At 71.0% G+C, this 26,004-nt stretch carries 24 protein-coding genes and 1 pseudogene; 12 read left to right on the top strand and 13 right to left on the bottom strand.

The features are described 5' to 3' along the window. The 5 genes from QWM81_RS17430 to QWM81_RS17450 all read right to left on the bottom strand — a co-directional run. Positions 1-126, bottom strand: a 126-nt coding sequence (locus tag QWM81_RS17430) for a CoA-transferase (protein WP_290111028.1), incomplete at its 3' end; no start/stop codon positions are given. Between the two features lie 5 nt (positions 127-131). Continuing rightward, the gene (gene catC / locus QWM81_RS17435; protein WP_290112950.1) at positions 132-431 is read right to left on the bottom strand and encodes a muconolactone Delta-isomerase; all 300 of its coding nucleotides are present in this window, start codon (positions 429-431) and stop codon (positions 132-134) included. Positions 432-486: 55 nt separating this feature from the next. Further along, positions 487-1,353, bottom strand: coding sequence for a catechol 1,2-dioxygenase (gene catA, locus QWM81_RS17440; RefSeq protein ID WP_290112951.1), 867 nt, complete (start codon positions 1,351-1,353; stop codon positions 487-489). Between the two features lie 39 nt (positions 1,354-1,392). Further along, positions 1,393-2,496: a mandelate racemase/muconate lactonizing enzyme family protein gene (locus QWM81_RS17445; RefSeq protein ID WP_290112952.1), complete on the bottom strand. Its 1,104-nt coding sequence runs from the start codon at positions 2,494-2,496 to the stop codon at positions 1,393-1,395. Then, positions 2,493-3,407 (bottom strand): LysR substrate-binding domain-containing protein, encoded by a 915-nt coding sequence (locus tag QWM81_RS17450; RefSeq protein WP_290112953.1) that lies wholly within the window; start codon positions 3,405-3,407, stop codon positions 2,493-2,495. The genes QWM81_RS17445 and QWM81_RS17450 overlap by 4 nt, the downstream gene beginning before the upstream one ends. A 239-nt stretch (positions 3,408-3,646) precedes the next feature. Between QWM81_RS17450 and benA the strand changes: the two genes are divergently transcribed. The 7 genes from benA to QWM81_RS17485 all read left to right on the top strand — a co-directional run bounded on the left by benA (position 3,647) and on the right by QWM81_RS17485 (position 14,075). Next, positions 3,647-5,044, top strand: coding sequence for a benzoate 1,2-dioxygenase large subunit (gene benA, locus QWM81_RS17455; RefSeq protein WP_290112954.1), 1,398 nt, complete (start codon positions 3,647-3,649; stop codon positions 5,042-5,044). Positions 5,045-5,073: 29 nt separating this feature from the next. Next, a complete protein-coding gene (benB, locus tag QWM81_RS17460) occupies positions 5,074-5,601 on the top strand; it encodes a benzoate 1,2-dioxygenase small subunit (RefSeq protein ID WP_290112955.1) in 528 nt (175 codons plus the stop codon). A 38-nt stretch (positions 5,602-5,639) separates the two neighbouring features. Beyond that, a complete protein-coding gene (gene benC / locus QWM81_RS17465; protein ID WP_290112956.1) occupies positions 5,640-6,659 on the top strand; it encodes a benzoate 1,2-dioxygenase electron transfer component BenC in 1,020 nt (339 codons plus the stop codon). Then, entirely contained in the window at positions 6,656-7,438 is a 783-nt protein-coding gene (locus QWM81_RS17470) for a 1,6-dihydroxycyclohexa-2,4-diene-1-carboxylate dehydrogenase (RefSeq protein WP_290112957.1), read from the top strand. Before benC ends, QWM81_RS17470 begins: the two co-directional genes overlap by 4 nt. A 173-nt stretch (positions 7,439-7,611) precedes the next feature. After that, positions 7,612-9,006 carry an MFS transporter gene (locus QWM81_RS17475; RefSeq protein ID WP_290112959.1) on the top strand — a complete coding sequence of 465 codons (1,395 nt, stop codon included), beginning with the start codon at positions 7,612-7,614 and terminating at the stop codon, positions 9,004-9,006. Next, positions 8,999-11,779, top strand: a complete 2,781-nt coding sequence (locus QWM81_RS17480) for a helix-turn-helix transcriptional regulator (protein ID WP_290112961.1) — start codon at positions 8,999-9,001, stop codon at positions 11,777-11,779. The genes QWM81_RS17475 and QWM81_RS17480 overlap by 8 nt, the downstream gene beginning before the upstream one ends. A gap of 133 nt (positions 11,780-11,912) precedes the next feature. Continuing rightward, entirely contained in the window at positions 11,913-14,075 is a 2,163-nt protein-coding gene (locus QWM81_RS17485; RefSeq protein ID WP_290112962.1) for a SpoIIE family protein phosphatase, read from the top strand. A 20-nt stretch (positions 14,076-14,095) separates the two neighbouring features. Here QWM81_RS17485 and QWM81_RS17490 read toward each other — a convergent pair whose 3' ends face one another. The 3 genes from QWM81_RS17490 to QWM81_RS17500 form a co-directional block, all read right to left on the bottom strand. Beyond that, positions 14,096-15,499: a condensation domain-containing protein gene (locus tag QWM81_RS17490; protein WP_290112963.1), complete on the bottom strand. Its 1,404-nt coding sequence runs from the start codon at positions 15,497-15,499 to the stop codon at positions 14,096-14,098. A gap of 219 nt (positions 15,500-15,718) precedes the next feature. Next, positions 15,719-16,138, bottom strand: a complete 420-nt coding sequence (locus QWM81_RS17495) for a hypothetical protein (protein ID WP_290112964.1) — start codon at positions 16,136-16,138, stop codon at positions 15,719-15,721. Positions 16,139-16,274: 136 nt separating this feature from the next. Then, positions 16,275-16,667: an STAS domain-containing protein gene (locus QWM81_RS17500; RefSeq protein WP_290112965.1), complete on the bottom strand. Its 393-nt coding sequence runs from the start codon at positions 16,665-16,667 to the stop codon at positions 16,275-16,277. 394 nt (positions 16,668-17,061) lie between these two features. Here QWM81_RS17500 and QWM81_RS17505 point away from each other — a divergent pair, with 394 nt between their 5' ends. Beyond that, positions 17,062-17,790, top strand: coding sequence for a TetR-like C-terminal domain-containing protein (locus QWM81_RS17505; protein WP_290112966.1), 729 nt, complete (start codon positions 17,062-17,064; stop codon positions 17,788-17,790). Between the two features lie 264 nt (positions 17,791-18,054). Then, positions 18,055-18,351 carry a con-10 family general stress protein gene (locus tag QWM81_RS17510; protein ID WP_353938312.1) on the top strand — a complete coding sequence of 99 codons (297 nt, stop codon included), beginning with the start codon at positions 18,055-18,057 and terminating at the stop codon, positions 18,349-18,351. Between the two features lie 192 nt (positions 18,352-18,543). On the opposite strand, the gene QWM81_RS17520 is transcribed toward QWM81_RS17510, so the two are convergent. The 3 genes from QWM81_RS17520 to QWM81_RS17530 form a co-directional block, all read right to left on the bottom strand. After that, a complete protein-coding gene (locus QWM81_RS17520; protein WP_290112967.1) occupies positions 18,544-19,005 on the bottom strand; it encodes a hypothetical protein in 462 nt (153 codons plus the stop codon). A 314-nt stretch (positions 19,006-19,319) separates the two neighbouring features. After that, positions 19,320-20,108 carry a helix-turn-helix domain-containing protein gene (locus QWM81_RS17525; RefSeq protein WP_290112968.1) on the bottom strand — a complete coding sequence of 263 codons (789 nt, stop codon included), beginning with the start codon at positions 20,106-20,108 and terminating at the stop codon, positions 19,320-19,322. Next, positions 20,105-20,872, bottom strand: coding sequence for a helix-turn-helix domain-containing protein (locus tag QWM81_RS17530; RefSeq protein ID WP_290112969.1), 768 nt, complete (start codon positions 20,870-20,872; stop codon positions 20,105-20,107). Before QWM81_RS17530 ends, QWM81_RS17525 begins: the two co-directional genes overlap by 4 nt. A 480-nt stretch (positions 20,873-21,352) precedes the next feature. Between QWM81_RS17530 and QWM81_RS17535 the strand changes: the two genes are divergently transcribed. From QWM81_RS17535 to QWM81_RS17545, 3 genes are all read left to right on the top strand, one after another. After that, positions 21,353-23,056: a RecQ family ATP-dependent DNA helicase gene (locus QWM81_RS17535; RefSeq protein ID WP_290112970.1), complete on the top strand. Its 1,704-nt coding sequence runs from the start codon at positions 21,353-21,355 to the stop codon at positions 23,054-23,056. A gap of 308 nt (positions 23,057-23,364) precedes the next feature. Then, positions 23,365-24,588 (top strand): PP2C family protein-serine/threonine phosphatase, encoded by a 1,224-nt coding sequence (locus QWM81_RS17540; protein WP_290112971.1) that lies wholly within the window; start codon positions 23,365-23,367, stop codon positions 24,586-24,588. Positions 24,589-24,801: 213 nt separating this feature from the next. Further along, a complete protein-coding gene (locus QWM81_RS17545) occupies positions 24,802-25,062 on the top strand; it encodes a GlsB/YeaQ/YmgE family stress response membrane protein (protein WP_290112972.1) in 261 nt (86 codons plus the stop codon). 167 nt (positions 25,063-25,229) lie between these two features. Here the strand turns inward: QWM81_RS17545 and QWM81_RS17550 are convergent. Beyond that, positions 25,230-25,445, bottom strand: a pseudogene (locus tag QWM81_RS17550) (MerR family transcriptional regulator); the annotation flags it as partial. Positions 25,446-25,533: 88 nt separating this feature from the next. Continuing rightward, positions 25,534-25,977, bottom strand: a complete 444-nt coding sequence (locus QWM81_RS17555; protein WP_290112973.1) for a MarR family winged helix-turn-helix transcriptional regulator — start codon at positions 25,975-25,977, stop codon at positions 25,534-25,536. Between the last annotated feature and the right edge of the window lie 27 nt (positions 25,978-26,004).

Consider the following 26,004-nt stretch of genomic DNA (forward strand, 5'->3'; position numbering starts at 1 on the left):
CCTCTCGTACACCGCCCCGATCAACACACTCGGCACACCACTGAGACCAAAACCACCCACCGCCAACGACACCCCCTCCCCCACATCAGCCACAGCCTCCGCAGCCGACCCCACCACCTTGTCCATCGCCATCAGGCCGCCACCCCCGCCGTGTCGTCGAGCGCGGACGGGTGGGCGGCCAGGGGCGTGACGGCGATGGACAGATAGGGGAAGAGCGGCAGATTCCACAGGATGCGGTGCAGTTCCTCGTGGTCCGCGACGTCGAAGACGCTGAGATTGGCGTACTGCCCGGCGTATCGCCAGATGTGGACCCAGGTGCCCTTCCTCTGGAGGTCCTGGCAGTAGCTCTTCTCACGGTTGATCAGGTCCTCGCGGACTTCGGGGTCGAGGTCGTGCGGGATCTCGACGTCCATCGTCACTGCGAACAGCATGGTGTTTCCTCTGCCGGTAGAGATCGGGGTGCCGCTGTGCGTAAGACGGAAAGAGTCAGGCCCTGTCCAGCACGAAGTCGTAGGTGACTTCGTTGCCGGTACCGCTCGCCGCGGGAGCCGGGTCCAGGACCAGTTCGGGCTTGACGGCCGAGGCGATGTCGTCCTCGACGTGGCTGCCGCCCCGGAAGTACAGCTGCGTGGTGATGAGCTGGTGGCCGGGGGCGGAGACCTTCAGGTGGAGGTGGGCGGGGCGCCAGGCGTGCCAGCCGGCCGCGGCGATCAGCTTGCCGCAGGAGCCGTCGGTGGGGATCTGGTACGGCGCCGGCTCCTTGGTGTGGATACGGAAGTTGCCCTGGTCGTCGGTGAGGACGGTGCCGCGCAGGTTCCACTCGGGCAGTCCGGGGGCGAACTGCGAGTAGAGGCCGTTGGCGTCGGCGTGCCACATCTCGACCTTGGCGCCGGCCAGCGGTGTGCCGTCCACGCTGGTCACCTGCCCCTGGAACAGCAGAGGCGTGCCGGGCTCGTCCTCCCGCATGGGCAGGGTGGCGATGGCGGTGAAGGACGGGGAGTCCGGGACGTAGTACGGGCCCTCGATGGTGCCCTTGCTGCCCTGGCGGTTCTCGTTGGCGACCTCCTCGACGACATGCTCGACCCACACGTCGAGGAACAGCGGCCACTCGCCGTCCAGGCCGACCTGGATGAGCCAAGCCTTCAGCGCGTCGTACTCGGCGTAGGTGACCTTGTGGCGGCGGATGATGTCGTGGACCGCCGAGAGCATTTCGGAGGCCAGCGTGTCGACGCGCTTGGTGTCGGCCATGGCGCTGCCCGTGTGCTGCCTGCTGCGGAACTTCTCGGTGGCGGCGGCGCCTGATGCGGCCGCGGTGGCCTCTTCGGCGGGGTTGGGCGTGGGCGTGATGGTCATGTTTCCGGTCCTGTTCCTTTGCGGTGCGGTTGGTGGTTCTCAGATGTCCTGGCGGTAGCGCGCCAGCTTGTCGGGGTCGATGTCGATCCCCAGCCCCGCGCCTTCGCGAAGGCGCAGGGTGCCGTCCGTGATGGACAGCGGCTCGGTGAGCAGGTCGTCGCTCATGTCGAGGAAGTTGGACAGCTCACCGGCCCGCTGGGCGGACGACCGGTGTGCCGCGCCGAAGGCGACGGAGCACAGCGTGCCGATCTGGCCATCGATCTGATTGCCCATCAGCACTTCGACACCCAGCCCCTCGCACTGGTGCAGCACGCGCTGCGAGGCGGTGAACCCGGTGCGGGCGGTCTTGATGCTGATGGCGGTGGCGGAGCCACCGAGCAGCTCGCGGGTGACCTCGGCCGCGCGGGTGGCGCTCTCGTCGGCGATGAAGGGGATGGGGCTCTGTGCCACGAGCCAGCGCCGTCCCAGTACGTCGTCGGCCGGGCAGAGTTCCTCGGCGAACGTCAGGCCGAGGTCGGCCATCTCCCGCAGGGCGCGGGCCGCCTCGGAGGCGGTCCAGCCGCGGTTGCCGTCGATGTAGAGCTCGGCCTGCGGGCCGAGGGCGTCGCGCAGGGCGCGGCAGGCCTCGACGTCGTCGGTGTAGGGGCGGCGGCCGACCTTGACCTTGAAGGTGGTGATGCCGTGGGTGTCCCGTACGCGTTCGGCTTCGGCGACCATGCGCTCGGCGGGTGCGAAGCCCACCATGTGGCTCACCCGCATCCGCTTGGTGTACCCGCCGAGGAGCCCGGAGACCGGCATGCCGGCCGCCTGGCCGAGGATGTCCCACAGCGCCATGTCGAGGGCGGCCTTGGCGGTGGGGTTGCCGACGGTCCGGTCCAGCCTCTCGTGGACCGCTTCCCGCTCCAGCGCCGACAGGCCCGTGATCTGCGGCGCGAAGATCTTGTCGATCACGGCCACGATGGATTCCTGGGTCTCACCGTACGTATAGGGCCGGGGCGGCGCCTCGGCGACACCGGTCGGTCCGTCGTCGGTGTGCACCCGTACCAGTACGTGGTCGGCGGTGCGCACTTCGCCGCTGGCGAATTTCAGCGGCTTTCTGTACGGAATCGAAAAGGGTATCGCCTCGACCTTGACAATCTTCATACCGTTTCCCCGGATATTTCGGGCGCGATGAACATGTTGTTCTTCTCCAGAATGTGCAGCAGGTTTCTCAGCAGGGGAGATGGGTCGTCATCGCGCCACGCCATGGCGAGGCGGACGGGCAGGGCGTCCTCGATGTGCTTGCACAGCACCCCTTCGCGGGGCGCCGAGCGGATGGAATCGGGCAGCACGGCGACCCCGAGGCCGGCCGCGACCAGGGCGAGCGCCGCCGAGGTCTCGGTGACCTCGTGGGCGCGGTGCGGGGAGAAGCCGGCCGCCAGGCAGCTGCGGACCACCGTGTCGTTGACGACGGAGTTGAGCCCGGCCGCGTACATGATGAAGTCCTCGTGCCGCAGCTGTTCGACGCGTACGGCATCGGCGTCACCCAGCCAGTGCCCCTCGGGCACGGCGAGGACCAGCGCCTCGTCGGCCACGGCCCGGTGCACGATGCCCTCCCGTCGGGTGGGCGGCCGCAGGACGCCGATGTCCAGGCGTCTGTCCGCCAGCGCCGTTTCCTGGGCGGGTGTGAGCATCTCCGTGTGCACCTCCAGCGTCACCCCTGGCATGTCGCGTTTCACCAGCCGCGCCAGGGCGGGCAGCTGTCGGTACGAGGCCGATCCGGTCAGGCCCACCCGCAGCACTCCCTCCACCCCCGACGCGAAGCGCCCGGCCCGGGCCGCCGCTTCGGTGACGGCCGTGAGGATGCGCCGCACGTCGGCGTGGAAGACCTCGCCGGCGCCGGTCAGGGTGACCTGCCGGGTCGTACGGGTGAACAGTTCGACGCCCAGTTCCGTCTCCAGCCGGCGAATCGCCTGGGAGAGCGGGGGCTGGGCCATGTGCAGACGCTGTGCCGCCCTGCCGAAATGGCGGGTGTCGGCAACGGCCGCGAAATACCGCAGGTGCCTGAGTTCCATCGGACTGCCCCTTTCTGTTCCGGGGCCCTCGGTTGCGCCTCATCGTAGGAACCGGAATCCCAGACGGACAAATACTTGATTGCACCCTATTGAGACGCGAGGGATATCAATACCCCCCTGGGTCAACCCTGGGGAAACGTCTGGGGCCCCACTCTTCACCGCGGTGTCATGGTGCTGAAAAGCAGTCGTAACGAAAGAGCCGCCGAAGCCGGGTGGCGAACGATCGGGAGGGACGGACCATGACCGAGGCCGACAGCGGTGCGCGGGCCATCCTTGAGGGTGCCCTGGTGGAGGATCCGGAGAGCGGCGTGTACCGCGTCCGCCGGAGCGTGTTCACCGACGAGGAGCTCTTCGAGCTGGAGATGACGTACATCTTCGAGGGGAACTGGGTCTATCTCGCGCACGAGAGCCAGATTCCGAACGTTGGAGACTACTTCACGACCTATATCGGCCGGCAGCCCGTGGTCATCTCCCGCGACAAGCAGGGCGAACTGCACGCTCTCATCAACGCGTGCAGCCACCGCGGGGCGATGCTCTGCCGCCGCAAGACCGACAACCGCACCACCTTCACCTGCCCCTTCCACGGCTGGACGTTCGCCAATACCGGCAAGCTCCTCAAGGTCAAGGACCCGCGCGGCGCCGGTTACCCCGAGCAGTTCAACACCGGCGGCTCGCACGACCTGACCAAGGTCGCCCGCTTCGACAACTACCGCGGTTTCCTCTTCGGCAGCCTCAACCCCGACGTCAGGCCGCTCACCGAGCACCTCGGCGAGGCGGCGAAGGTCATCGACATGGTCGTCGACCAGTCACCGGAGGGGCTGGAGGTGCTGCGCGGCTCGTCGACGTACACGTACGACGGGAACTGGAAGCTCCAGGCGGAGAACGGCGCCGACGGCTACCACGTGTCCGCCACGCACTGGAACTACGCGGCGACCCAGGCCCGCCGGGTCGCGGGTGAGTCGGCGAACGACATCAAGACGATGGACGCGGGGGGCTGGTCCAAGCAGCAAGGCGGGTACTACGCGTTCGAGCACGGCCACCTGCTGCTGTGGACGAAATGGCTCGACCCCGCCAACCGGCCGCTCAATGAACGGCGCGACGAACTGGTGGCGGAGTTCGGGGAGGAGAAGGCCGACTGGATGATCGGCGTCTCCCGCAACCTGTGCCTCTACCCGAACGTCTACCTCATGGACCAGTTCAGCTCCCAGATCCGGCACTTCCGCCCCCTCTCGGTCGACAAGACCGAGGTCACGATCTACTGCATCGCGCCCAAGGGCGAGTCGCCCACGGCCCGCGCCCATCGCATCCGGCAGTACGAGGACTTCTTCAACGCCACCGGCATGGCGACCCCGGACGACCTGGAGGAGTTCCGCTCCTGCCAGAAGACCTATCTGGCCGGCTCCGCCCCGTGGAACGACCTCAGCCGCGGTGCCGTGCACCGGATCGACGGCCCCGACGAGGACGCCAAGCGCATCGGGCTCAGCCCCCTCGCCAGCGGGGTCCGTACGGAGGACGAGGGCCTCTACGGCATCCAGCACGGCTACTGGCTGGAGACCATGCGCCGCGCGCTGGACGCGGAGGCCGGGACCGTGACCGAGGCCGGGACCGTGACCCAGAACACCGCCCGGTCGGCGTGACCGCGGTGAGCATGGAAGGGAGCAGCAATATGACCATGACGACGACAGGGACAGGGACGGGAACGAGCGGCGTCACGCTCGAAGCGGTCCGCCAGTTCCTCCACCGGGAGGCGCGCCACCTCGACGACCGCGAGTTCGAGAAGTGGCTGGAGTGCTACCACCCGGACGCCGAGTTCTGGATGCCGGCCTGGGCCGACGACGACGAGCTCACCCGGGACCCGCACACCGAGATCTCGCTGATCTACTACGCCAACCGCGGCGGGCTGGAGGACCGGGTCTTCCGGATCCGCACCGACCGCTCCAGCGCCACGAGCCTGCCCGAGCCGCGCACCGGCCACAACATCACCAACGTGGAGATCACCGGGGAGGACAACGGCCTGGTGGATGTGCGTTTCAACTGGTTCACGCTCTACTACCGCTACCAGACCGTCGACACGTACTTCGGCACGTCTTTCTACCGCGTGGACTTCACCGGCCCCAGCCCCCTGATCAGGACCAAGAAGGTCGTGCTGAAGAACGACTACGTCCACCACGTGGTCGACATCTACCACGTCTGAGCGGCCCTCCCCTCCCGCAACCCGAAATGAGCACCGCCATGGCATTCCAGGTCGCCCTGAGCTTCGAGGACGGCATCACCCGGTTCATCGACTGCGGACCGGACGAGACCGTCGCCGAGGCCTCGTACAAGGCCCGTATCAACATCCCTCTCGACTGCCGCGACGGCGCCTGCGGTACGTGCAAGTCGCTGTGCGAGTCCGGCAGTTACGACGGCGGGGACTACATCGAGGAGGCGCTGAGCGAGCGGGAGGCGGCGCTCGGCTACTGCCTGCCGTGCCGGATGACGCCGCAGAGCGACCTGGTCCTGCGCATCCCCTCCAGCTCGGCCGCCGCCAAGACGGCCGCGGGCACCTACACCGCCACCCTCGCGGACATCCAGCGCCACTCCCCCACCACCGTGGGCTTCGCGCTCGACGTCGACGACCGCGCGGCGCTGGACTTCCTGCCCGGTCAGTACGTCAACGTCACCGTCCCCGGCACGGAGTTGACCCGCTCGTACTCCTTCAGCTCCGGGCCGAACCAGCAGCAGGCCTCCTTCCTCGTCCGGATCACCGAGGGCGGTGCGATGTCCCGCTACCTCACCGAGCGGGCCGAGGTCGGCGACCGCGTCACGTTCACCGGCCCGATGGGCAGCTTCTACCTCCGCGAACTGACCCGCCCCGCCCTCTTCCTGGCGGGCGGGACCGGGCTGGCGCCGCTGCTGTCGATGCTGGAGCGGCTGGCGCAGGCCCCGGCCGCGCACCCGGTCCACCTCATCTACGGCGTGAGCACCGACCAGGACCTCGTCCACCTCGACACGCTGGACGACTACGCCGACGTCATCCCCGGCTTCACCTTCGACCACTGCGTCGCCGATCCGGCCGCCGGCGCCCGCAACACGGGCTACGTCACCGGGCTGATCGACGAGAAGTCCCTGCACGACGGCGACGCCGACGTCTATCTGTGCGGGCCGCCCGCCATGGTGGAGGCGGTACGCGCGCACATCACCTCCCTCGGGATCACCCCGGGGGGGTTCCACTACGAGAAGTTCGCGGTGGCGGCGGGGAGCGCCCGGTGAACCGGGTGTACGCGCACCCGGGCAGGTTCGCGGGCAAGAAGGCCGTCGTCACCGGCGCCGCCCAGGGCATCGGCCTCGCCGTCGCCCGGCGCCTGGTGGCCGAGTCGGCCGACGTCGTCCTGGTCGACCGCTCCGACCTCGTCCGGGAGATCGCCGATGAGTTGAAGGCCGATGCCGTCGTGGCGGATCTGGAACGGTACGAGGGTGCCGAGACGGCGATCTCGGCGGCCCACGCGCGGCACGGCCGGATCGACTGCCTCATCAACAACGTGGGCGGCACGATCTGGGCGAAGCCGTACGAGCACTACACGCCCGAGCAGATCCGGGCGGAGGTCCAGCGTTCCCTGTTCCCGACCCTGTGGACCTGCCGCGCCGTCCTCCCCCGTCTCATCGACCAGGGCAGCGGGACCATCGTCAACGTCTCGTCCGTCGCCACTCGCGGCGTCAACCGCGTCCCGTACGCGGCGGCCAAGGGCGGGGTCAACGCCATCACGGCCTCGCTGGCGCTGGAAGCGGCCCCGTACGGCATCCGGGTCGTGGCCACCGCCCCCGGCGGCACCGAGGCCCCCGCCCGCCGCGTAGCCCGCGGCCCGGCGGCCGGCAGCGACCGGGAGAAGGCCTGGTACCAGCAGATCGTCGACCAGACCATCGCCTCGTCGCTCATGAAGCGGTACGGCTCGCTGGAGGAGCAGGCAGCGGCGATCGTCTTCCTCGCCTCCGACGAGGCGTCCTACATCACCGGCACGGTGCTTCCGGTCGCCGGCGGAGACCTGGGCTGATCGCCCCGGCCCCGCCGCCACCGCACCGCCCCTTCCGTCCGGCGCTCCGGCCCACAAGAGCCGGCGTCGGCGCACCCCCCGCACCCCTTCCCGCTGCCGCACGCCGCCGCCCGGTCTGCCCACGACCGGGTCGCCGCGGCAGGTCCACCCGCTTATGATCATGGGGTACCGCTATGAACGCTCGGCAGGACATCCGGCGCGAAGCGCGCCACCGGAAAACCCTGCGCTGGATCGTCGGCATAGCCGCCGTGACCCTGCTCTTCGACGGGTACGACCTCGTCGTCTACGGCACCGTCGTACCGACCCTGCTGCGGGACCCGTCGCAGCTCGGTGCCCTCACCCCCGGCGAGGCCGGAGCGCTCGGCAGCTACGCCCTCATAGGCGTCATGGTGGGCGCACTGGCCGCGGGCGCCATCGGTGACCACGTCGGCCGTCGCCGGATCATGCTCGTCAACATCGCCTGGTTCTCCCTCGGCATGGGACTGACCGCGGTCACCACGAGCGTCACCGCCTTCGGGTTCCTGCGCTTCTTCACCGGCGTCGGCGTGGGAGCCCTGGTGGCCACGGTCGGCGCCATGGTCGCCGAGTTCGCCCCGCCGGACCGGCGGAACTTCTACAACGCGATCGTCTACAGCGGCGTGCCCGCCGGTGGCGTCCTGGCGGCGCTGCTCGCGATGTTCACCTCCGATGCGATCGGCTGGCGTGGTCTGTTCCTGGTCGGGGCCCTGCCCATCGTCCTGCTGCTGCCCGTGGCGGTGCTGCGGCTGCCCGAGTCACCCGCCTGGCTGCTCGCCCGCGGCCACGAGGAGCGGGCCCGCCGCGTCTGCGAGCGCACCGGGGTCCCCCTGCCGGCCGCTGAACGGCCCGCCGGCGCGGCGGCCTACCCGCCGAAGGTGAAGGTCGGCTTCCCGGCGCTGGCGACCCGGCGCTACGCGGTCGCCACCTTCTTCCTCGGCCTGACCAGCTTCTGCGCCTTGCTCCTCACGTACGGACTCAACACCTGGCTGCCCGAGATCATGGGCCGCAACGGTTACGGCACGTCGTACGCCCTGGCCTTCCTGCTGGCCCTCAACGGCGGCGCCATCGTCGGCGGGCTCCTCGCCTCGCGGGTCGCCGACCGGCTCGGCCCCCAGCGCGTGGTCGCCGCCACCTTCGCGCTGGCCGCCGTCTCCTTGGCGCTGCTGACGATGGAGCTGCCGCTCGGTGTCCTGCTCGGCCTCGTCGCCGTCGCCGGGGTGGGGACGCTGGGGACCCAGGTCCTCATCTACGGATTCGTGTCCACGTACTACGACACGGTGGCCCGTGCCGCGGGCGTCGCCTGGTGCGCCGGATTCGGCCGGCTCGGCGGTATCGGCGGACCGGTCGTCGGCGGGGCCCTCGTCGGTGCCGGCGTCCCACCGCTGTACGCGTTCTACGTGTTCGCCGCGGTCGCCCTCCTCGGCCTGCTGGTGACCGGTTTCGTCCCGCGCCGGCCGGCTCCGCCGGCCGTCGACCGGGCCGTCGGTCCGGCCCTCGCCACGCCGGGGCCCCGGGCCGAAGGCGGTGCTAGCGTGCTGGGAAATGGATAACCGTCCTGAGCCGCAGCGCAGCCTGTTCGGACGGGCCGGTGAGGTCGCCGCGCTGACCCGTGCGCTCGGCGCCGCCCGCGCGGGGCACCCCTCGATGGTGCTCGTCGAAGGCCCGCCGGGAAGCGGCAAGACAGCCCTGGTCGAGCATGTCCTCGCCGCCTCGGAGCCCGTGCGCGTCCTGCGCGGCGCCGGCGTGCCCTGGGAAGCCGGCGTGGCGCTGGGAGTCGCGCGGCAGCTGGCGCGCGCCTGCGGGAAGCCGCTGGTCGTTCACGGCGAGTCGCCGCGGGACGGGACACCGCCCGACGCGTCGCCGCGGGCGGTGCTGGAGGCGGCGCGGCGGCTCCATGAGCTCTGGGGGGCATGGCAGCGGCCGGAACCGCTCGTGGTCGTCGTCGACGACGCGCACTGGGCCGACGTCGAGAGCCTGCGGGCGATCGGGTCCGCGGTGCGCGGGATGTCGACGGAGAGGGTGCTCGTCCTTCTGCTCGCCCGGGACGATCCGTGCGAGGACGATCCGTACGAGCCGTTCGAGACCGTGCCCGTGGAGACCCTGGCGTTCCTGGACGGCTGCCGTGACGACGCCGTACGGCTCGGCCCGCTGGGGCCCGAGGAGGTCAGGGCACTGGCCTGGGAGACCAGTGGCGTCACGCTCGCCCTCCCCACCGCTCGCCATCTGTGCCGGCACACCAGGGGCAACCCGCTGCACATCGGCCGGCTGCTGCGTGAGCTGCCGCGCGAGACCTGGCAGGACTGGCAGCCCGTCCTGCCGGCTCCGTCCCGCTACGCGTCGGCGGTACGGCACAGGCTCGCGCGGTGCGGGGACGCGGCCCGGGCCCTGGTGGAGGCGTGCTCCGTCCTGCCCGACGAGGTGCCCGTCGCGGAGGCCGCCGCGGTCGCGGGCATCGACGACCCGCTCCCCGCGGCGGATCAGGCGCACGCGGCGGGGCTGCTGACCGCTACCGTCGACCCCGGCCGCGTACTGCTGTCCTTCCCGCACCCGCTGGTCCGGGCCGCCGTCCTCACCGGCATGGGGCTGACCACGCGCGGCGAACTGCACCGTCGCGCCGCGGCGGTCACCGAGGACCGGGGCCGGCGGCTGACGCACCGCGTCGCCGCCGCCACCACGGCGGACGCGGAACTGGCCGACGAACTCGACCGGTACGCGGCCGAGCGTGCCTCCGCGGGCGAGTGGTCCACGGTGGCGGACACCCTGGTCAAGGCGAGCCGCCTGAGCGTGGCCGGCGCCGCGCGTCAGGACCGGTTGCTGCGTGCGGTGGACGCCATGATCGGGGCCGGCGACGTGCCCCAGGCGTCGATCTTCGCCGAGGAGCTGGAGAGCTTCCCGGCCGGCACGCTGCGCGACGTCGTCCTGGGCTATCTGGCCATCATGCGCGGCCGCGCCTCGGAGGCCGAGGACTTCCTCACCCAGGCATGGACGCGCTGCGAGCGGGAACGGCGTCCCGACCTGACGGCGAAGATCTGCCAGCGCCGGGTGCTGCACGCCCTGGGGCGCTGGGATGCGCCCGGCCTGGTCGACTGGGCCCGCCGTGCCATCGAACTGGCGGACCCCGACGATCCCTCGGCCATCGAGTCCGAGGCCGTCATGGGCATCGGACTGGCGGCCATGGGACGGGCGGACGAGGCCGTGGCCGCCTATGAGTCGGCCGCCGCCAAGCTCTCCGGCGGCGCCCAGCCGCAGCGCTTCCAGCTCGGCCGCGGCTGGGTGGACCTCGCGCTCGACGCGCCGGAGGCCGCGCGCCGCGAACTCGAAGGAGCGGTGCCGACCGGCTATCGGATGGGGTCGACCCGGATCTCCCTGTGGGCACAGGGGTGGCTCGCCCGGACCCAGTTCGCCCTGGGTGCGTGGCCGGAGGCCCTCGAAACCGTGGAGCGGGCAGCCGCTCGTCTCGCCGAGGTGAGGATCGAACTCGTCCGCCCGCTGGTGCACTGGACCGGAGCCCAGATCCAGGCACTGCGCGGGGACTGGGACGCCGCCGGCCGCCACGTCGAGGAGGCCTCGGCCGGCACGCACCACTACGAGGTGATGTTGCTGCCCGCCTGCCTGGCACGCGCCCAGGTCGCGGAAGCGCGCGGAGACTACGAGAGGGTCGTGGAAGCGCTCGCTCCCGTGGTCCAGCTCCGATCACGGGAGGGCATCGACGAGCCGGGGTTCTGGCCCTGGCAGGACCTCTACGCCAACGCCCTGGTGATGACCGGCCGCATTGACGAGGCGAACGCCTTCCTCTCTCCGTACGAGAGCCTCGCCGCACGCCGCGGGCATCGCTCCACCCTGGCCCGGCTGGGTCTGGTGCGCGGGCGGGTGACCGGGGCCCAGGGCGACATCGAGGCCGCCCGCGAGCACTTCGACCGGGCGCTCGCGCACCTCGAAGGCCTGCCCCTTCCGTACGACCGTGCGGGCGTGAACTTCGCGTACGGCCAGACCTTGCGCCGTGCGGGAAAGCGGCGCGAGGCCGACACGGTCCTGAAGAACGCGCGGGACGCCTACGTCACCCTGGGCGCCCGCACCTACGTCGAGCGGTGCGAGCGGGAGCTGAAGGCGGGCGGGCTGCAGACCGGCCGTGCCGCGTCGGACCTGCCCCGCCTCACCGCCCAGGAGGAGGCCGTCGCCCGCCTGGTCGCCGCGGGTGCGAGCAACAAACAGACGGCCCTCGAATTGTTCATCTCGGTGAAGACGGTGCAGTACCACCTCACTCACATTTATTCGAAGCTCGGAATCCGCTCCCGCAGCGAACTGGCCGCGAGATTCCGCTGAGCCGTGCCCGGACGGGCAGGCCACGCACTTGAGAGTGCGCCAGAAAGGGATCACGCTGGGGAGTGGGACGAGCGCCGTGGAACCGGCCCGACGGATCGCGGGCGACAGCCTCGGCAGGACGAGTGATGCACCCATGGACAAGGACGTCGCCGCATCGCGGAGTCACGGGCCGTCCGGCGGGGACCGGGCGGGGACGGCACTGCTCAAGCAGTGGGCGCTGGACCAGCTCCCGGTCCCCGTGGTCGTCTTCGACTGCCAGGGCCTGCTGGCCGCCGCCAACGCGGCCGCGGAAGGCGTGGTCGGCAGGACGGAGCGGCAGCTGCTGGGGCTGCGCCCGGGCGAGGTGGAGCCGGGGCGGCTGATCGAGGGCGCCGAGGGCCTGGAGCGGGTCATCCAGCGGGTCATCACGACCGGTGAGGCGGTGCCGTACGCGTCGTACATCCTGCCCGGCGGGCTCCGCGGACGGGCCCTGGAGGTGTTGTTGTCCCCGGTGAAGGACCGGACGGGCACGGTGCGGGGCGTCTGCGTCGCCGCCCTCGACACGACCGAGCGGTACCGGGCCCGTCAGCGGCTGACCGTACTGAACGACGCGGGCCTGCGGATCGGCACGACCCTCGATCTGACCCGTACCGCGGAGGAGCTGGCCGAGGTCGGCACGGACCACTTCGCGGACTTCATCACCGTGGACCTGCTCGACTGGGTCCACCGCGGCGAGGAGCCGGACGCCGCCCGGGAGGGCGAGATGCTGCTCTTCCGCCGGACCGCGCAGCGCTCCGTACTGGCGGGCTGCCCGGAGGCGGTGATCACGGCCGGCGGGACGCACACCTACCACGAGGACTCGCCACCCGGGCGCGCCCTGGCCACCGGCCGGGCGTCGCGGCACCGCGTCGATGACGCCACGCTGCGGTGGTGGGCGGCGGGCAGCCCCGAGCGCGCCCGCAGCCTGCGGGCCCATGGCATCCACTCGCTGATGGTGGTGCCGCTGCGGGCCCGCGGCGTCACCCTGGGAATGACGATCTTCTGCCGCCACCGCACCACGGCCCCCTTCGACGAGGACGACCTGCGGCTGGGCGAGGAACTCGCGGGCAGGGCCGCGGTGTGCTTCGACAACGCCCGCCGCTACACCCGCGAGCGGGCCACCGCACTGGCCCTGCAACGCAGCCTCCTCCCGCGCCGCGCGCCGAGGCAGGCGGCCGTGGAAGTCGCCTCCCGCTATCTACCGGCCGGCGCGGGCGCGGGCATCGGCGGTGACTGGTTCGATGTCATCCCGCTGTCCGGTGCCAGGGTGGCGCTGGTGGTCGGCGATGTGGTGGGCCACGGCGTCCAGGCCTCCGCCACCATGGGGCGTCTGCGCACAGCGGTGCGCACCCTGGCCGACGTGGACCTGGCCCCCGACGAGCTGCTCACCCAGCTCGACGATCTCGTACTGCGCCTGGACCTGGAGGAGACGGCGGACGACGGAGACGACCAGGCCGGGCGCGGCACCGGTGCCGTGGGCGCCACCTGCCTGTACGCGGTGTACGACCCCGTCTCCCGCCACTGCGCCATGGCCAGGGCGGGCCACCCCATACCGGGCCTCGTCACCCCGGACGGCGCGGTGGACTTCCTGGAGCTGCCGAGCGGGCCACCGCTCGGCCTGGGTGGCCTGCCCTTCGAGGCCGCGGAGTTCGACATCCCGGAGGGCAGCGTCCTCGCCCTCTACACCGACGGCCTCGTCGAATCCCCCGGCCGGGACCTGGACGACGCGTATGCCCTGCTCCGTGATCTTCTCGCCGGTCCCGGCCGGCCACTGGAGGAGACCTGCGAGAGGGTGGTGCGCGCCCTGCTGACCGACCGGCGCACCGACGACGCCGCGCTCCTCCTGGCCCGTACCCGGTCCCTGGGCCCCGAACGGGTCGCCACCTGGCGGCTGCCGAGCGACCCCGTGGTCGTCTCCCGCGCCCGCGAGCTGGCGTCCGCGCAGCTGGCCGCCTGGCACGTGGAGGACGCCACCTTCGTCACCGAACTGGTCGTCAGCGAGCTGGTCACCAACGCCATCCGCTATGGCGTCCCGCCCATCCAGCTGCGGCTGATCCGCGACACCGCGCTCATCTGCGAGGTGTCCGACGGCAGCAGCACCGCGCCCCACCTGCGCCGCGCCCGGATCTTCGACGAGGGCGGCCGTGGTCTGCTCCTCGTCGCGCAGCTCACGCAGCGCTGGGGAAGCCGCCATACGCGCACGGGGAAGACCATCTGGGCCGAACAGGCCCTGCCCCAGGGTGAGACGGTCTCGTCCGAGCCCTGCCGTGGTGCGTGATCGCGCTGGTGAGACCCGGGTCAGACCGTTACGGCCCGGCCTTCGCGGGCCACCGAGACGATGACGTCCCGCAGTTGCTCGACGTACCGCCGCATGTTCTCGTACGCGATGTCGGTGTCCGGGTAGCGGCTGGCGAACTGCAGTCCCTCGTGGAGCCTGTTGACCCAGGCGCACACCTGGTCGCCGTACGACACCCTGACCAGGCCGTACGCCTTCAGCTCGGCCCAGCGCTCGGAGCCGGGGATGCCGCGGGCGTCGATGAACGAGACGATCGAGTACAGGTCGGGTGACGTCGGGCGGAAGTCCGAGCCGAGCAGGTGGAGTACCCGGGGGATGGGCATGCGCGTCACCGCTCTGTTGGCCTGCAGCGCGGCGCGGACCAGCTCCATGACGCCGCGGAAATCGGGTGCCTGGGCCGTGGCGATCTCGATGGGCGCGCCGCCGACGTACCACCCCACGGAGTCCAGCCACTGGGACTTCGCCCTGGTGTGGAACGGCACGACCGTGCGGTAGACGGGCTGCCCGCCGATCCTGTGGACGATCAGGCTCGTGGCGGCCAGGACGCCGACCAGACTGCCGCCGAAGGGCCGGCAGTACGACTCGAAGGCGGCGGCGTCATCGGCGTCCACGAGCATCTCGTGCATGAGCTTCTGGGTGGGCAGCTTTCCGCTGGGATCCAGACCGAGATCGACGGGGAAGCTCGGCATTTTCCCGTCGCACCGGTTGATGAACTCCCGCCAGCGGGCGACGACCGCGTGAGTGTCGTCGATCCGGTCGGCGTTCGCCCGTTCCGTCTCGCAGAAGTCGATGTAACTGCTGACCGGCACCTGCTCGATGGGGCGGCCTTCGAGGCCCGCCGCGTAGAAGTCGTGGATCTCACCGGGGATGCGCTGGAGGGAGTAGGAGTCGACGTTGCTGTGGTCGAAGGCCATGTACACGCTCGTGCAGTCCTCCCGGACGACAGCGGTGTAGATGAAGTTCGGCCATGTGAGCGCGTCCGCCGCGACGTCGAAGCGGTCCTGGAGGTACTGCACCAGCTTCTCCGCCTCGTGGAAGTCACCGACGACTTCACGGTGCAGCGACACGGCCTCGGCGTCGAGCGTGAACCGGCGCATCTCCTCCCCGGCCCAACGGAAGCCGCTGCGCAGCGTCTCATGCCGGAGAGTCCAGCTTCGCAGCGCGCTTTGCAGCACGTCGAGGTCGACCGTGCCCGGGATGTCGAATGCCGCGCCGATCCAGGTCGGCACGAACAGGCCGTCCTGGCGCACGGATCGGGCCGTCCGCATGTGCGACTCCTGGACATACGCCGGTGGCCGGGAATCCTCCGGCAATTGTGTCGCCGTCTCGATGGTCGCCGGATCCAGCGTCCACTCGATGAGTTGTCCGGGCCGGACCTCACAGTGCTGGATATCGGTCACTCGCACGGGGACGTCTCCGTTCGCCTATGGGGCAGAGGGGCAAGAGAGGACCACCCTCACCGGCTCAACGACCTTCGATTGAACGGGTGACGGCTCCAGGCTCACCCATCAGGCCTCAGGACGTGTGCAGATGAGACCACGAGCGGCAGTGACGCACCGGGGCCCGGCTCTGCCGGCCCTGCCGAACCGGTGATGCAGACGCCGGCGCCCCGGGGAAACGCACGGTCAGACCGGCTTGTGCTCCACGGCCACCGCGTTCGGCCCGCCCGGACCGGCCGCGCACCGGGCCACGGCGGTCGCCTCCGCGCCGGGGGCGACGACGACCCACGGGGACTCACCGTGGAGACCGTTGTCGCACAGCACGCGCACCCTGAACTGGCCGCTGCTGTCCCCGGTGTTCCGGCAGGTGGCGCTCCCGGTCTCCGTCATCGGGTCGGTCCGGCCGGTGCACTCGAAGCTGTGCGCCGCGGGCGCGCCGTGGACGCCGGACGCCACGCCCGTGGTGGCCGGCACAGCCGGCACAGCCGGTGCGGCCGGTGCGGCCGGTGCGGCCGGTGCGGCCTGCGCGGAGCAGACGGCGCTGAGGGAGGACGCCAGTGCCGCCACGGTGACGGCCGGCAGTCCCCGGACACGTTGCTTCTTCACGTCGACTCGTTTCTCGCCTGCCCGCCGACGGCGGGGCCCGCTTCCAGTGAACGGCCACGTCACGGACCAGGCGCACGCGGAGCGGGCATTGGAGTGACGCCCCGGTGCAGGGACGGCGTGAGGGCGATGGCAACGCTCAGGTGAGGGCCCCGTCTCCCCGTCGCAGCGGCGGTCCGGAGGCGGGACGGCAGCCGCGGGCGATGGCCACCGCGCCGGACAGCGTGGCGGTCACCAGCAGAAACCGGTACACACCGGCGATACGGAAGACCTTGCGGGCCAACGGCCGGCGCGCCACCACACACAGCACCGCTCCCCGGCGGTCGGCGGACCGCCGGAGGCGCACCAGCACATTGACCGCCGCGGCGGTGACCAGCGGCGTGCGTACGTCGATGATCACCGTACGGGCCCCGGAGCGTGAGATCACCGCACGCAGGTCCCGCTGAACAGCGTCTTCCTGGTCGAAGTCGATCACGTCGTTGATCTCGATGACGAGCTGACCGGCGGTGAGACGGTGGAACGGGAACTGCAACGCGGACTCCTCGGAAGCATGCCTGTGGAAGGGGCCGCTTCCTGACCACGTCGTACCCCCTACCCCGACCGCCGAGGCTGATGCGGATGGAAGATCTGGCCGCCTTGCCCGCCCGGCGCCGCTGATACGAGACCTGCTCGACGCCGCCGCAGCGGGACCTGGTGCGGTGCGGCGCACACCGCACAGGTTCGCCGGCGCCCGTGCCGGTGCGGTGCCGCCGGGGCCGGTGCCGGTGCCGGTGCCGCCCGCGCCGGTGCCGGTGCGGTGCCGCCGGGGCCGGTGCCGCCCGCGCCCAACGTCGCCCACGGACGGTGTGGCCGGATCACATCGGTAGGGCGGAAGCGCCCGGGAAACTGCGCTCATGGCCGTTGTAACTGACAGGTACGGTTTGGCCATGGATGTTTCCGGTACCAACTCTGCCAATGAGAACATCGGCTCCGCGGCGGTCATCAAGGCCAGCGCCCGCCAACTGCTCATGAAACTGGGCGCCGGAGGGCTGTCCCTGGAGGCTGCTGCCCGCGAAAGCGGTCTCCCCGTCAGGGACGTAGAAGCCGTCTTCCCGCATCGGGACGACCTGCTGACCGCACTGGTCATCGACGCCTACGACGAGTCCGGCGCCGCGATGGAGCAGGCCGATCGGGACGCCCGGGACGCCAACGCGCCGGCGGGCGCGCGGCTCCTCGCGGTTGCTCGCGCGCTGCGGCAGTGGTCTTTCGACAACCCGGCCGACTTCACCCTGATCTACGGCTCACCCGTCCCGGACTACCACGCTCCGCAGGACACGGTCCCGCCCGCCTCACGCACCCCCGCGGTGCTGGCCGGCATTGTGCGTGCGGCCCTGGAGGCCGGTGAACTCACCCCGCCCCGGCGGGCGGTGCCCGGTCCGCCGCTGCTCCGGCCGGAGGCCGTGGAGCTCTTCGGCGGCGTACCGGAGGCTCCTTTCTCGGACATCATCGAGCGCGGCATCGTGCTGTGGAGCAGTCTGATCGGGCTCCTGGTGTTCCAGGTCTTCAGCCGTACCCACGACAGCGTCCGGGACGAGGCCGCGTTCTTCGACTTCGCCATCGCCGTGGCGGCCGAAGGCATCGGACTCGAAGTTCCCCTGGGCGAGACCACCGACTGAACCATCCGCCGCGCTCTCGGCTTTTCCGTGACCAGAAGGCACAGCACCACAAGGCGAGCCATCAGAACGGGTGTTCTCCCTTTCCCGCCAATGGGGGGCCCAGGCGGTTACCCGCACCAATAGCGGCCTATGCCTATCAAGGGCTCACCAGGGCAAGTCCGCTTGTTGGCAGGGAAATTCCGGAGGACCTGATTAGCCGCCGCAGAGGTGGGCACCCGCGACCCTGCAAGGACAGACCCACTACATGAGTAAGGGGAGGCAATGATGGCTGCGTCCACCAACTCTGGAAACTTCGCCAACGACCCGGAGCGTGCTGCGGAGGCCGGCCAGAAGGGCGGCCACGAAAGCGGCGGCAACTTCCGCAACGACCCGCAGCGCGCGTCGGAGGCCGGCCGCAAGGGCGGCCAGGAGAGCGGCGGGAACTTCGCCAACGACCCGGAGCGTGCCTCGGAGGCGGGCCAGAAGGGCGGCCACGAGAGCGGCGGTAACTTCGCCAACGACCGCGAACGGGCTTCGGAGGCGGGCCGCAAGGGCGGTCAGTCCAGCGGCGGGTCCCGCTAGGACGACTGCCGCGCGTCTGCGGAGTTCATAAGGGTCGGCGAATTCAGCGGAGTTCCGCTGAGTTTCGTATCCCGCAATTGAGGCTGCGCCAAGCGGCTGGCATTCCGGCCAGGTGCGGCGCAGCCTCTTCTTTTGCTGCGGGGCGCCGGCCTTTTGGCCGGCGCCCCGTATGGTTCACCCCGTTTCAGCGCCTCAGTAGGCGATCTTGCCGGTGCTCCGGTTAGCGCCCTGGAACTGGATGTAGAAGCCGGCGCCGTCCCTCACTCCGCTGGCGACCACCTTCCACTGTCCCTTCTTGGCCGTCTTCCAGCCGTTGCACTTGCCGGTCTTCTTGAAGCACACCGTGACCTTGCGGGTGTGGTTGACCTTCAGGTTGATGTCGGCGCAGTTCTTGCTGGCGTAGGCGTACTTGCCCGTGCCGGGCCAGTGCGCGTTGCGGCCGCTGCCGCCCGGGGCGCTGGTGTAGTTCTTCGCGGTGCCCAGGCAGGACTGAGCCGCCGCGCTCCCCTGCGGCGCGGCGGCACCGGCCGGCTGGACGACGGAGTGGGCCGCCGGCGCGCTCAGGGCTACGGACGCGGGCGCTGTGGCGCCGCCCGTAACGGTGACGGCCCCGGCGGTGAGCGCGAGCGCCGCGAGCTTCGTGCGCGTGATCATCGCTGTGTTCCTCCCCGGCCACGGTCCGGCGTGCCCCCTTGGGCCCTGCTTCCCGGGCCGTGGTCCTGACGTGGTGCCACGATGCCCGGCCCCCTCCACGGGGGGCCACAGTCGGCCGCCGGTGTGGGAGCACACGGGATGTCCCACGCCCTGACCTGCTGGGACAGGGCGTGGGATGGGACATGGGGAGACGGGGAGGAGCTGCCCGCCCCCAAAGTCCGGTCTCTTCGGCCGGCCCGCTGGAGACAGAGCGGCATGGGCCCGGCTGATGCCGATCAGTGACACCAGCCGGCAGCGCGCACTCGGCGGAGGTCTCAGCCGGGGAAGCACTCCTCCCGACCGCTCGACATCCCCTTCAGGCACATGCGGACTCTCGCCCTGCCGGTGTCGGAGGACATCGGGGTCGACAGATACTTCCCGGCCTCGGGGCCGGTCTTGGCCATCACGTGCTGGGACCGCCCATCGGCGAAGAGCATGTCGACACGGTCACCCGTCCTGAGGCCGGTGGCCCGCACCCACAGGGCGCGACAGACTTCGGCGTGCCGCAGTTCCAGGCGCTGACCGCCGGAGGCGATGCGTCTGGTGAGCGTCCGGACCATCCCGCTGCCGCCGCAGCCCATGTCGACCGGATTCCGGCCCTCGCAAGCCTCTGCGGTGCATCCGGGATTGCGTACCAAGGGCTCCGCAGCGGCCATCGGTGGGTCCTGCCGCGCCCCGGCGATCGATACGCCGAGCACGGTCAGGACCAGCGCCACGGCAGCGCCGGCGGACGCCGCCCACCGTCCCCGACGCGAAGCGGGCCCCCCGCCCGGAGCGGTGACCGCGGCCGGTGGGACAGCGGCGCCCAGGTGCTGTCCCCGGCCGCTCCAGGCGGCGTCCGCGAGCTCCCACAGCGCGAGCAGACGCTCGGCGGGTCCCCCCGTGATCAGGCAGAGAGCCTCGACGGCCGGGCGCGGTATGGGTTTCTTTCCGTTGAGGTACCGCTCCCACGACGACTTGCTGTACGGGGTACGGGCAGCCAGCGCGGCCATGCTCAAGCCGGCCTGTTCCCGGGCCTGGCGCAGCTCGGTCACCAGTTCCCGGCACGCGGCGCTGGTGATCATCGACGCAGCTCCCCCCAGGTGTCCGGGCCGATGATTCCGTCCACGACCAGGCCGCGCTTGGCCTGGAACGCCTTGGTGGCCGCTTTGGTCCGCTCGTCGTAGAGCCCGTCGGAGGCCTTGGGGTCGAAGCCGTGTTCGCGGAGCAGGCACTGTGCTTCCACCACATCGAAGCCGGTGCTGTTGATGTCGAGCAGCATCTCGCGTGTCTCGCTGTGGCCGGCTCGCAGTTCCCCGTTCTCGCGGTGGATGTCGCATCGGTAGGTCTGACCGCGCAGATAGCCGGTGGTGGCGGCCTGGGTGCCGGCTGTCGTCACGGGAATGTCGTCGTCCCAGGCGCCAGCTGTGATCAGTCCGGCGCCGAAGGACACCGCCACGGCGGCGGCTGCCGCGGCCAGCGTGCGTCGCATGGGCAAGGTGCGCGCCGGACGGGGCCGGCGCGGTCCCGGAGAGGTGGACGGCGCAGACGGTGCCGGCTCCCCCTGCTCCCCCGGCTCGCCGGCTTTCCGCGTCCGGGTGGCGACTTGGTGCAGCACGACGAGCCGGGTCGCGTCCGTGCCGCATACCCGGGCCAGCTCTTCGACCGCCTCCCGGGGCACGGGCTGCTTTCCGTTCAGGTACCGCTCCCACGACGAGCGGCTGTAGCCCGTCTTGCTCGCGAGCCCGGCAAGGCTCAGGCCGCTGCGGTCCTTGAGACGCCGTAACTGGATGAGCAGCTGACGATCACTGTCGTCGAGCGCGGCAGGCAGTTCCTTCCATCTGGACATGGTCAACTCCCCCTGTTGGTCTGTTCCATGCATACAACGACTTCCGCCCGCGCGGCTCCGCGATCGGTGAGCCGATGAGGGATCCGGACACGTCCCGCCGGCCCCGCATGAGGCCGTGGGATGGCGCGTCCCAGCAGGTCAGCGCCTGGGACGTCCCACGTCGCCCCGTCTCGGCCGGGAGCTGCGGCAGGCGCCGAGATTGGCGCGACACCGTCGTTTGTGAACAGGGCGCGGCGCCTGGAGGACAGGAGGGGGCAGGAGGGCCTTCTCGCACTCCTGGGCGAGTCGGCCATGGAGGCCGCGTTCGTCGAGCGTGGTGGTCGGCGGGGAGACCGGGCATCGCCCTTAGGTGCCCCGGAGGCTCTGCGTGGAGACGGCCGAGGAAACGGGGTAGTCGGTCCTCATGAGCGGAGCACATCCGAGCAAGGGTGTACGTGACCGGTGTGCGGGGCTGCCGGGCGGATGAGGAAAAGAGGCACCATGCCGGAAGAGAGAGACCCCAGCATGCCGGACCGCTTGGCGCGCACCGCCGCCGAGGTGTTCGGCTGGCGGGAACTGCGGTCGGGGCAGCTGACCGCGATGGAAGCGGTCATGGCGGGCCGCGACACGTTGGCGGTCATGCCGACCGGCGCGGGGAAGTCGGCGGTGTACCAGGTGGCGGGGCTGTTGCTGCCCGGACCCACCGTCGTCGTCTCCCCGCTCATCGCCCTGCAACGGGACCAGATCGCCGGCCTGCTGAGCCATAGCGCTCCGGACGCCGTCGCCGTCAACTCCGCCCAGTCGGCCGGAGAGACGGAGGCCGCCTGGGAGGCGGTGCGGCACGGGGACGCCGAGTACCTGTTCCTCTCCCCCGAGCAGTTGACGAAGGACGAGGTGGTCGAGCGCCTCGCCCGGGCCGCGCCCTCGCTCTTCGTCGTCGACGAAGCACAGTGCGTGGCCGCTTGGGGCCACGACTTCCGCCCTGACTACCTGCGCCTGGCCCAGGCGGTCCAGCGGATGGGCAGGCCCACGGTCCTCGCGCTGACGGCCACGGCGGCTCCTCCCGTACGCGAGGAAATCGTGCAGCGACTGAGCATGGAGGACCCCGAACTGGTCGTGGCGGGTTTCGACCGGCCGAACATCACCTTGGAGGTTCGCCGTTTTCTGGAGGACGCGGACAAGCGCCGGGCGGTGGTGGAGCGCGCCGCGGCGGAGCCCAAGCCCGGAATCGTGTACACCGCGACACGCAAGGACGCCGAGGAGTACGCGGCCGAGCTCGCCGAGCTGGGCCTGTCGGCCGCGGCCTACCACGCCGGACTGGCCGCCGGTGAGCGCTCCCGGGTGCACGACGCCTTCCTGTCCGGCGAGGCCGACGTAGTCGTCGCCACCTCCGCCTTCGGCATGGGCATCGACAAGGAGGACGTACGGTTCGTGCTCCACGCTTCCGTGCCCGGTTCCCTCGACGCCTACTACCAGGAGATCGGCCGCGCGGGCCGCGACGGTGATCCCGCGGTCGCGGTCCTCCACTACCGGCCGGAGGACAGTGGCCTCCAGCGTCTCTTCGCCGCCCGCGCGCCCGACGAGGAGACACTCGGCGAGGTCGCGGAGCAGATCCATGGACGCAACGGCGCCGTCGCGCTGGATGACGTCAGCGAGCGGACCAACCTGTCACACCGCCGTGTGACGGCCGCCGCCAATCTCCTGGAGCAGGCGGGGGCTGTGCGCACCGACGACGACGGGGAGGTGCGTCCGGTTCCCGGCGTGATGGCCGAGGACGCCGCCGAGCGGGCGGCGGAGGCGGCGGAAGCACGACGGAGGCAGGATCGGTCGAGGCTGGAGATGGTGCTGGCGTACGCCGAGACGACGGGATGCCGCCGCCGTTTCCTCCTCGGCTACTTCGGGGAGCCGTACGAAGGCCCGTGCGGCACTTGTGATGTGTGCTGCTCACCCGCCTCCACCTCGGCCGACGGCACGGTCGCCGAGGGAGTGGGGGGCACGGCGGACACCCGGCCGGAACATCCCGCAGCCGCCTCGTACCCGGCGGGCACGCAGGTGCGACACAGCGAATGGGGCGACGGCACGGTGATGAGCGAGGAGGGCGACCGGATCACCGTCCTGTTCGAATCGATGGGATACCGGACGCTGTCCCTGGCCGCGATCGCGGAGAAGGGGCTGCTCACCGCGCGCACGGAGTCCGCCGACTGACCTCGCGCCCCGGCCGGGACCTCGCGAGCCCGGCCGGGACCTCGCGACCCTGGCCGGGGGCCTCGCGAGCCCGGCCGGGGCGGGATGAGCCTGACGCGTGTCTTGTAAACCCCGCGGATGGTCCGCCGCCGTGTGTCCGGCACAGGGCCGTGTCGCGTCACCGCGTACGGGCGAGTGCCGAGGCATTCGTGTGACCAACGCCGATGGGCTCTTCAGTCGTTCGAGGGGAACAACCCCCCACCGTGAGGCCGCGAAGTGAGAGTGGGCGGAGGACGGGTAACAAGAAGCGGCAACCGAGGGAGGTTGTTGTGAACGGCGACGTACTGGGGTTGGGAGATGTCCTGGCGGAGGCGGAGGACGCCTTGCCGGTGGAGTCCGTCGATGTCGTAGCGCGGAATCTGCAGAAGCGGTTCGGAGCGGACTGCGTGTCGTTCCTCTTCGTCGACCTGATCGGCGAGGAGCTCGTACGGCTCACGACCGCCGACGGGGCGGTGGGCGGACACCGAGCGCCGCGTATCGGCCTGCGGGGAAGTCTGTACGAGAAGGTCCTGCGGTCCCAGCGCCTCCACGTCGAGCCGGACGGGGAGGGCGGCCACCGGGCCATCTCCCCGGTCACCAACCGCGGTGACCGCGTCGGCGTGCTGGAGCTGACCCTGCCGTACGCCGACGAGAGCGTGCTGCGTCAGGTGGGCGAGGCGGCACATGCGCTGGCGTACATCATCGTCACCGACCGGCGATTCACCGACCTCTACCACTGGGGACGGCGTACCACGCCCACCAGTCTGGCCGCCGAGATCCAGCACCAGCTGCTGCCGTCCGCCGCGTGCTGCGAGGCCGCGCAGTTCTCCCTCGCGGGTGGCCTGGTACCGGCCGACGACATCGGCGGTGACACATACGACTACGCCGTGGACCGGGACACCTTGCACCTGTCCATCACCGACGCCATGGGCCACGACACCGAATCCGCCCTGCTGGCCACCCTGCTGCTCGGCGCGCTGCGCGGTGCCCGGCGCGTCGGATGCGACATCGCGGAGCAGGCCCGCCGGGCGCACCAGGCACTCCTCGACCACAACCGCGGCATGGCCACCGGCCAGCTGCTGCGCATCCGCCTTGACGAGGGCAGCGCCCAACTGGTCAACGCCGGTCACCCCAAGCCGCTGCTCCTGCGCGGCGGCACCGTGGAGGAACTGCCGGTCTTCGCCAACTTGCCCTTCGGCGTGGTCTCCCGCACCGCGTACCGCGTCCACGAGCTGCACCTGCTCCCCGGTGACCGGCTGTTGATGCTCACCGACGGCATGCAGGAACGCGCCGCGGCCGGTGTGGACCTGCCCGCGCTCATCCGCGAGACAAGACAGCTCCACCCGCGCGAGGCCGTCGAGATCCTGGTCACCGCCGTGCGCGACGCCTGCCGAGGTCGCCTTGAGGACGACGCGACCGTCCTGTGCCTGGACTGGTACGGCACTCACCCCACCCGCCGCCGCCTCGACGCCGACGACAGTGACCCGGGCTGGGGGCCGGGCCTCCGGCCATAAGGCAAGCCGCTGCCTGAGGTGGGCCGTTGAGGCGTGACACGTAGACCCGACCGTCTGCGGAGTCCCACCTCACAACCACCCGCGGACGGCCACAGCACGGTGTTGTGGCCGGTGACCGCGCGAAGATCTGTGTGGCGGACGAGGCTTACGGCGGCCTGCGGCGGGCACGCGGAACGCACCCGAACGTTGGGGCATTGAGCGGAAGGAGTTGTTGTGTCGTTTCTCTGGGCCATCATCGCGGGGCTGATCATCGGCCTGCTGGCCAAGCTGGTCCTTCCTGGACGTCAGCCCATTCCCCTGTGGCTGACGGTCCTCCTCGGCATCGTCGGCGCCATCGGCGGCAACGCACTCGCCACCGCCTTCGGCGTGCGCGACACCGGCGGTATCGACTGGATCCGCCACGTCTTCCAGATCGGCATCGCGGCCGTCCTCATCGCTTTCGTCACCCCCTTGTGGGCCCGACGACGCACCTGAAGATCCTCCGATGCCTGGTGCGTGCGTCGCACGACGGACGCCACCGGGCGGTACGACCGAAGCCGCTGGGCGCCACGCTGACCGCGCCCGGCGGCTTCGGTCGTCGGCCGGCAGGCACGTAGGGCAGGGCACGCGGCCCATGCCGCGCCGCAGCGGGCGACCGACTCTCATCCGCGTTCGCGTTCGCGGAGGTACGCCGCCAGCTCGGTGACCCCGGTCAGCATCGCCCGGTCGCGGGCGGACAGCCGGGCGCGCCAGTGGCACAGTGCGGCCTCCACTGGCTCCAGTCCGCCGGCCGTCCGCACCTGGGCAATCAGCGGGGCGTCTGCTCCAGCAGGTAGCCGCCCCCTGAGCTGGTGGGCCGGCCGGGCGTCCCGGACGTCGCGGCCGGCGTTCGTCAAGGACGTCCTGCAGAGCCAGGGCTGTCGGCGTGCCTCGGAGGCACGTCACCGCCGGCCCGCGCGGCACCCCTCAGGGCGCTTCGACGAGGGGCGGCTCGCCCCAGGGTGCGCTCAGCGCCTCGCGCAGCGCCGTGGTGGCGGGGGTGCCGATGCGATCGGCGAGGACGCCTTCGATGACGGCGATCGTGGCCAGGGCGCGCTGATGGACGCGGGCGCCCTCGGCGGTTGCCCGGACCAGGCTGCTGCGGGCCGAGGCGGGGTCGGGCACCTGCTCCAGCAGCCCCATACCGACCAAGCTGTGCACGGCCTGGTGGGCGGTCTGACGGGTGACGCCGATCCTGCGGGCGAGCTCGGAGATCGAGGTGCCCTCCTCGTCGAGGGTGGCGAAGACGGCGCCCTGGGCGGCGGTCACCGGTCGCTCGCCGGCGGCCTGCATGCTGGCGAGCAAGGCCTCATCGAACCAGCGCTTGGCCTGGACGAGTAGTTGGGGCAGGTTCAGTGCGGGCTCGCTCATGGCTCCTCTGACAGCGGGGGTATCTGA

This window comes from Streptomyces ficellus (assembly GCF_030406405.1).
GTDB lineage: Bacteria > Actinomycetota > Actinomycetes > Streptomycetales > Streptomycetaceae > Streptomyces > Streptomyces ficellus_B.

Bases quoted from the DNA above. Each gene is read 5' to 3' on its own strand.
- QWM81_RS17445 (WP_290112952.1), bottom strand. From the start codon at position 2,496: ATGAAGATTGTCAAGGTCGAGGCGATACCCTTTTCGATTCCGTACAGA.
- QWM81_RS17555 (WP_290112973.1), bottom strand. From the start codon at position 25,977: ATGAGCGAGCCCGCACTGAACCTGCCCCAACTACTCGTCCAGGCCAAG.
- QWM81_RS17480 (WP_290112961.1), top strand. From the start codon at position 8,999: ATGGATAACCGTCCTGAGCCGCAGCGCAGCCTGTTCGGACGGGCCGGT.
- benB (WP_290112955.1), top strand. From the start codon at position 5,074: ATGACCATGACGACGACAGGGACAGGGACGGGAACGAGCGGCGTCACG.
- catC (WP_290112950.1), bottom strand. From the start codon at position 431: ATGCTGTTCGCAGTGACGATGGACGTCGAGATCCCGCACGACCTCGAC.
- QWM81_RS17505 (WP_290112966.1), top strand. From the start codon at position 17,062: ATGGATGTTTCCGGTACCAACTCTGCCAATGAGAACATCGGCTCCGCG.
- benA (WP_290112954.1), top strand. From the start codon at position 3,647: ATGACCGAGGCCGACAGCGGTGCGCGGGCCATCCTTGAGGGTGCCCTG.
- QWM81_RS17475 (WP_290112959.1), top strand. From the start codon at position 7,612: ATGAACGCTCGGCAGGACATCCGGCGCGAAGCGCGCCACCGGAAAACC.
- QWM81_RS17530 (WP_290112969.1), bottom strand. From the start codon at position 20,872: ATGTCCAGATGGAAGGAACTGCCTGCCGCGCTCGACGACAGTGATCGT.
- benC (WP_290112956.1), top strand. From the start codon at position 5,640: ATGGCATTCCAGGTCGCCCTGAGCTTCGAGGACGGCATCACCCGGTTC.
- QWM81_RS17535 (WP_290112970.1), top strand. From the start codon at position 21,353: ATGCCGGAAGAGAGAGACCCCAGCATGCCGGACCGCTTGGCGCGCACC.
- QWM81_RS17520 (WP_290112967.1), bottom strand. From the start codon at position 19,005: ATGATCACGCGCACGAAGCTCGCGGCGCTCGCGCTCACCGCCGGGGCC.
- QWM81_RS17485 (WP_290112962.1), top strand. From the start codon at position 11,913: ATGGACAAGGACGTCGCCGCATCGCGGAGTCACGGGCCGTCCGGCGGG.
- QWM81_RS17510 (WP_353938312.1), top strand. From the start codon at position 18,055: ATGGCTGCGTCCACCAACTCTGGAAACTTCGCCAACGACCCGGAGCGT.
- QWM81_RS17450 (WP_290112953.1), bottom strand. From the start codon at position 3,407: ATGGAACTCAGGCACCTGCGGTATTTCGCGGCCGTTGCCGACACCCGC.
- QWM81_RS17525 (WP_290112968.1), bottom strand. From the start codon at position 20,108: ATGATCACCAGCGCCGCGTGCCGGGAACTGGTGACCGAGCTGCGCCAG.
- catA (WP_290112951.1), bottom strand. From the start codon at position 1,353: ATGACCATCACGCCCACGCCCAACCCCGCCGAAGAGGCCACCGCGGCC.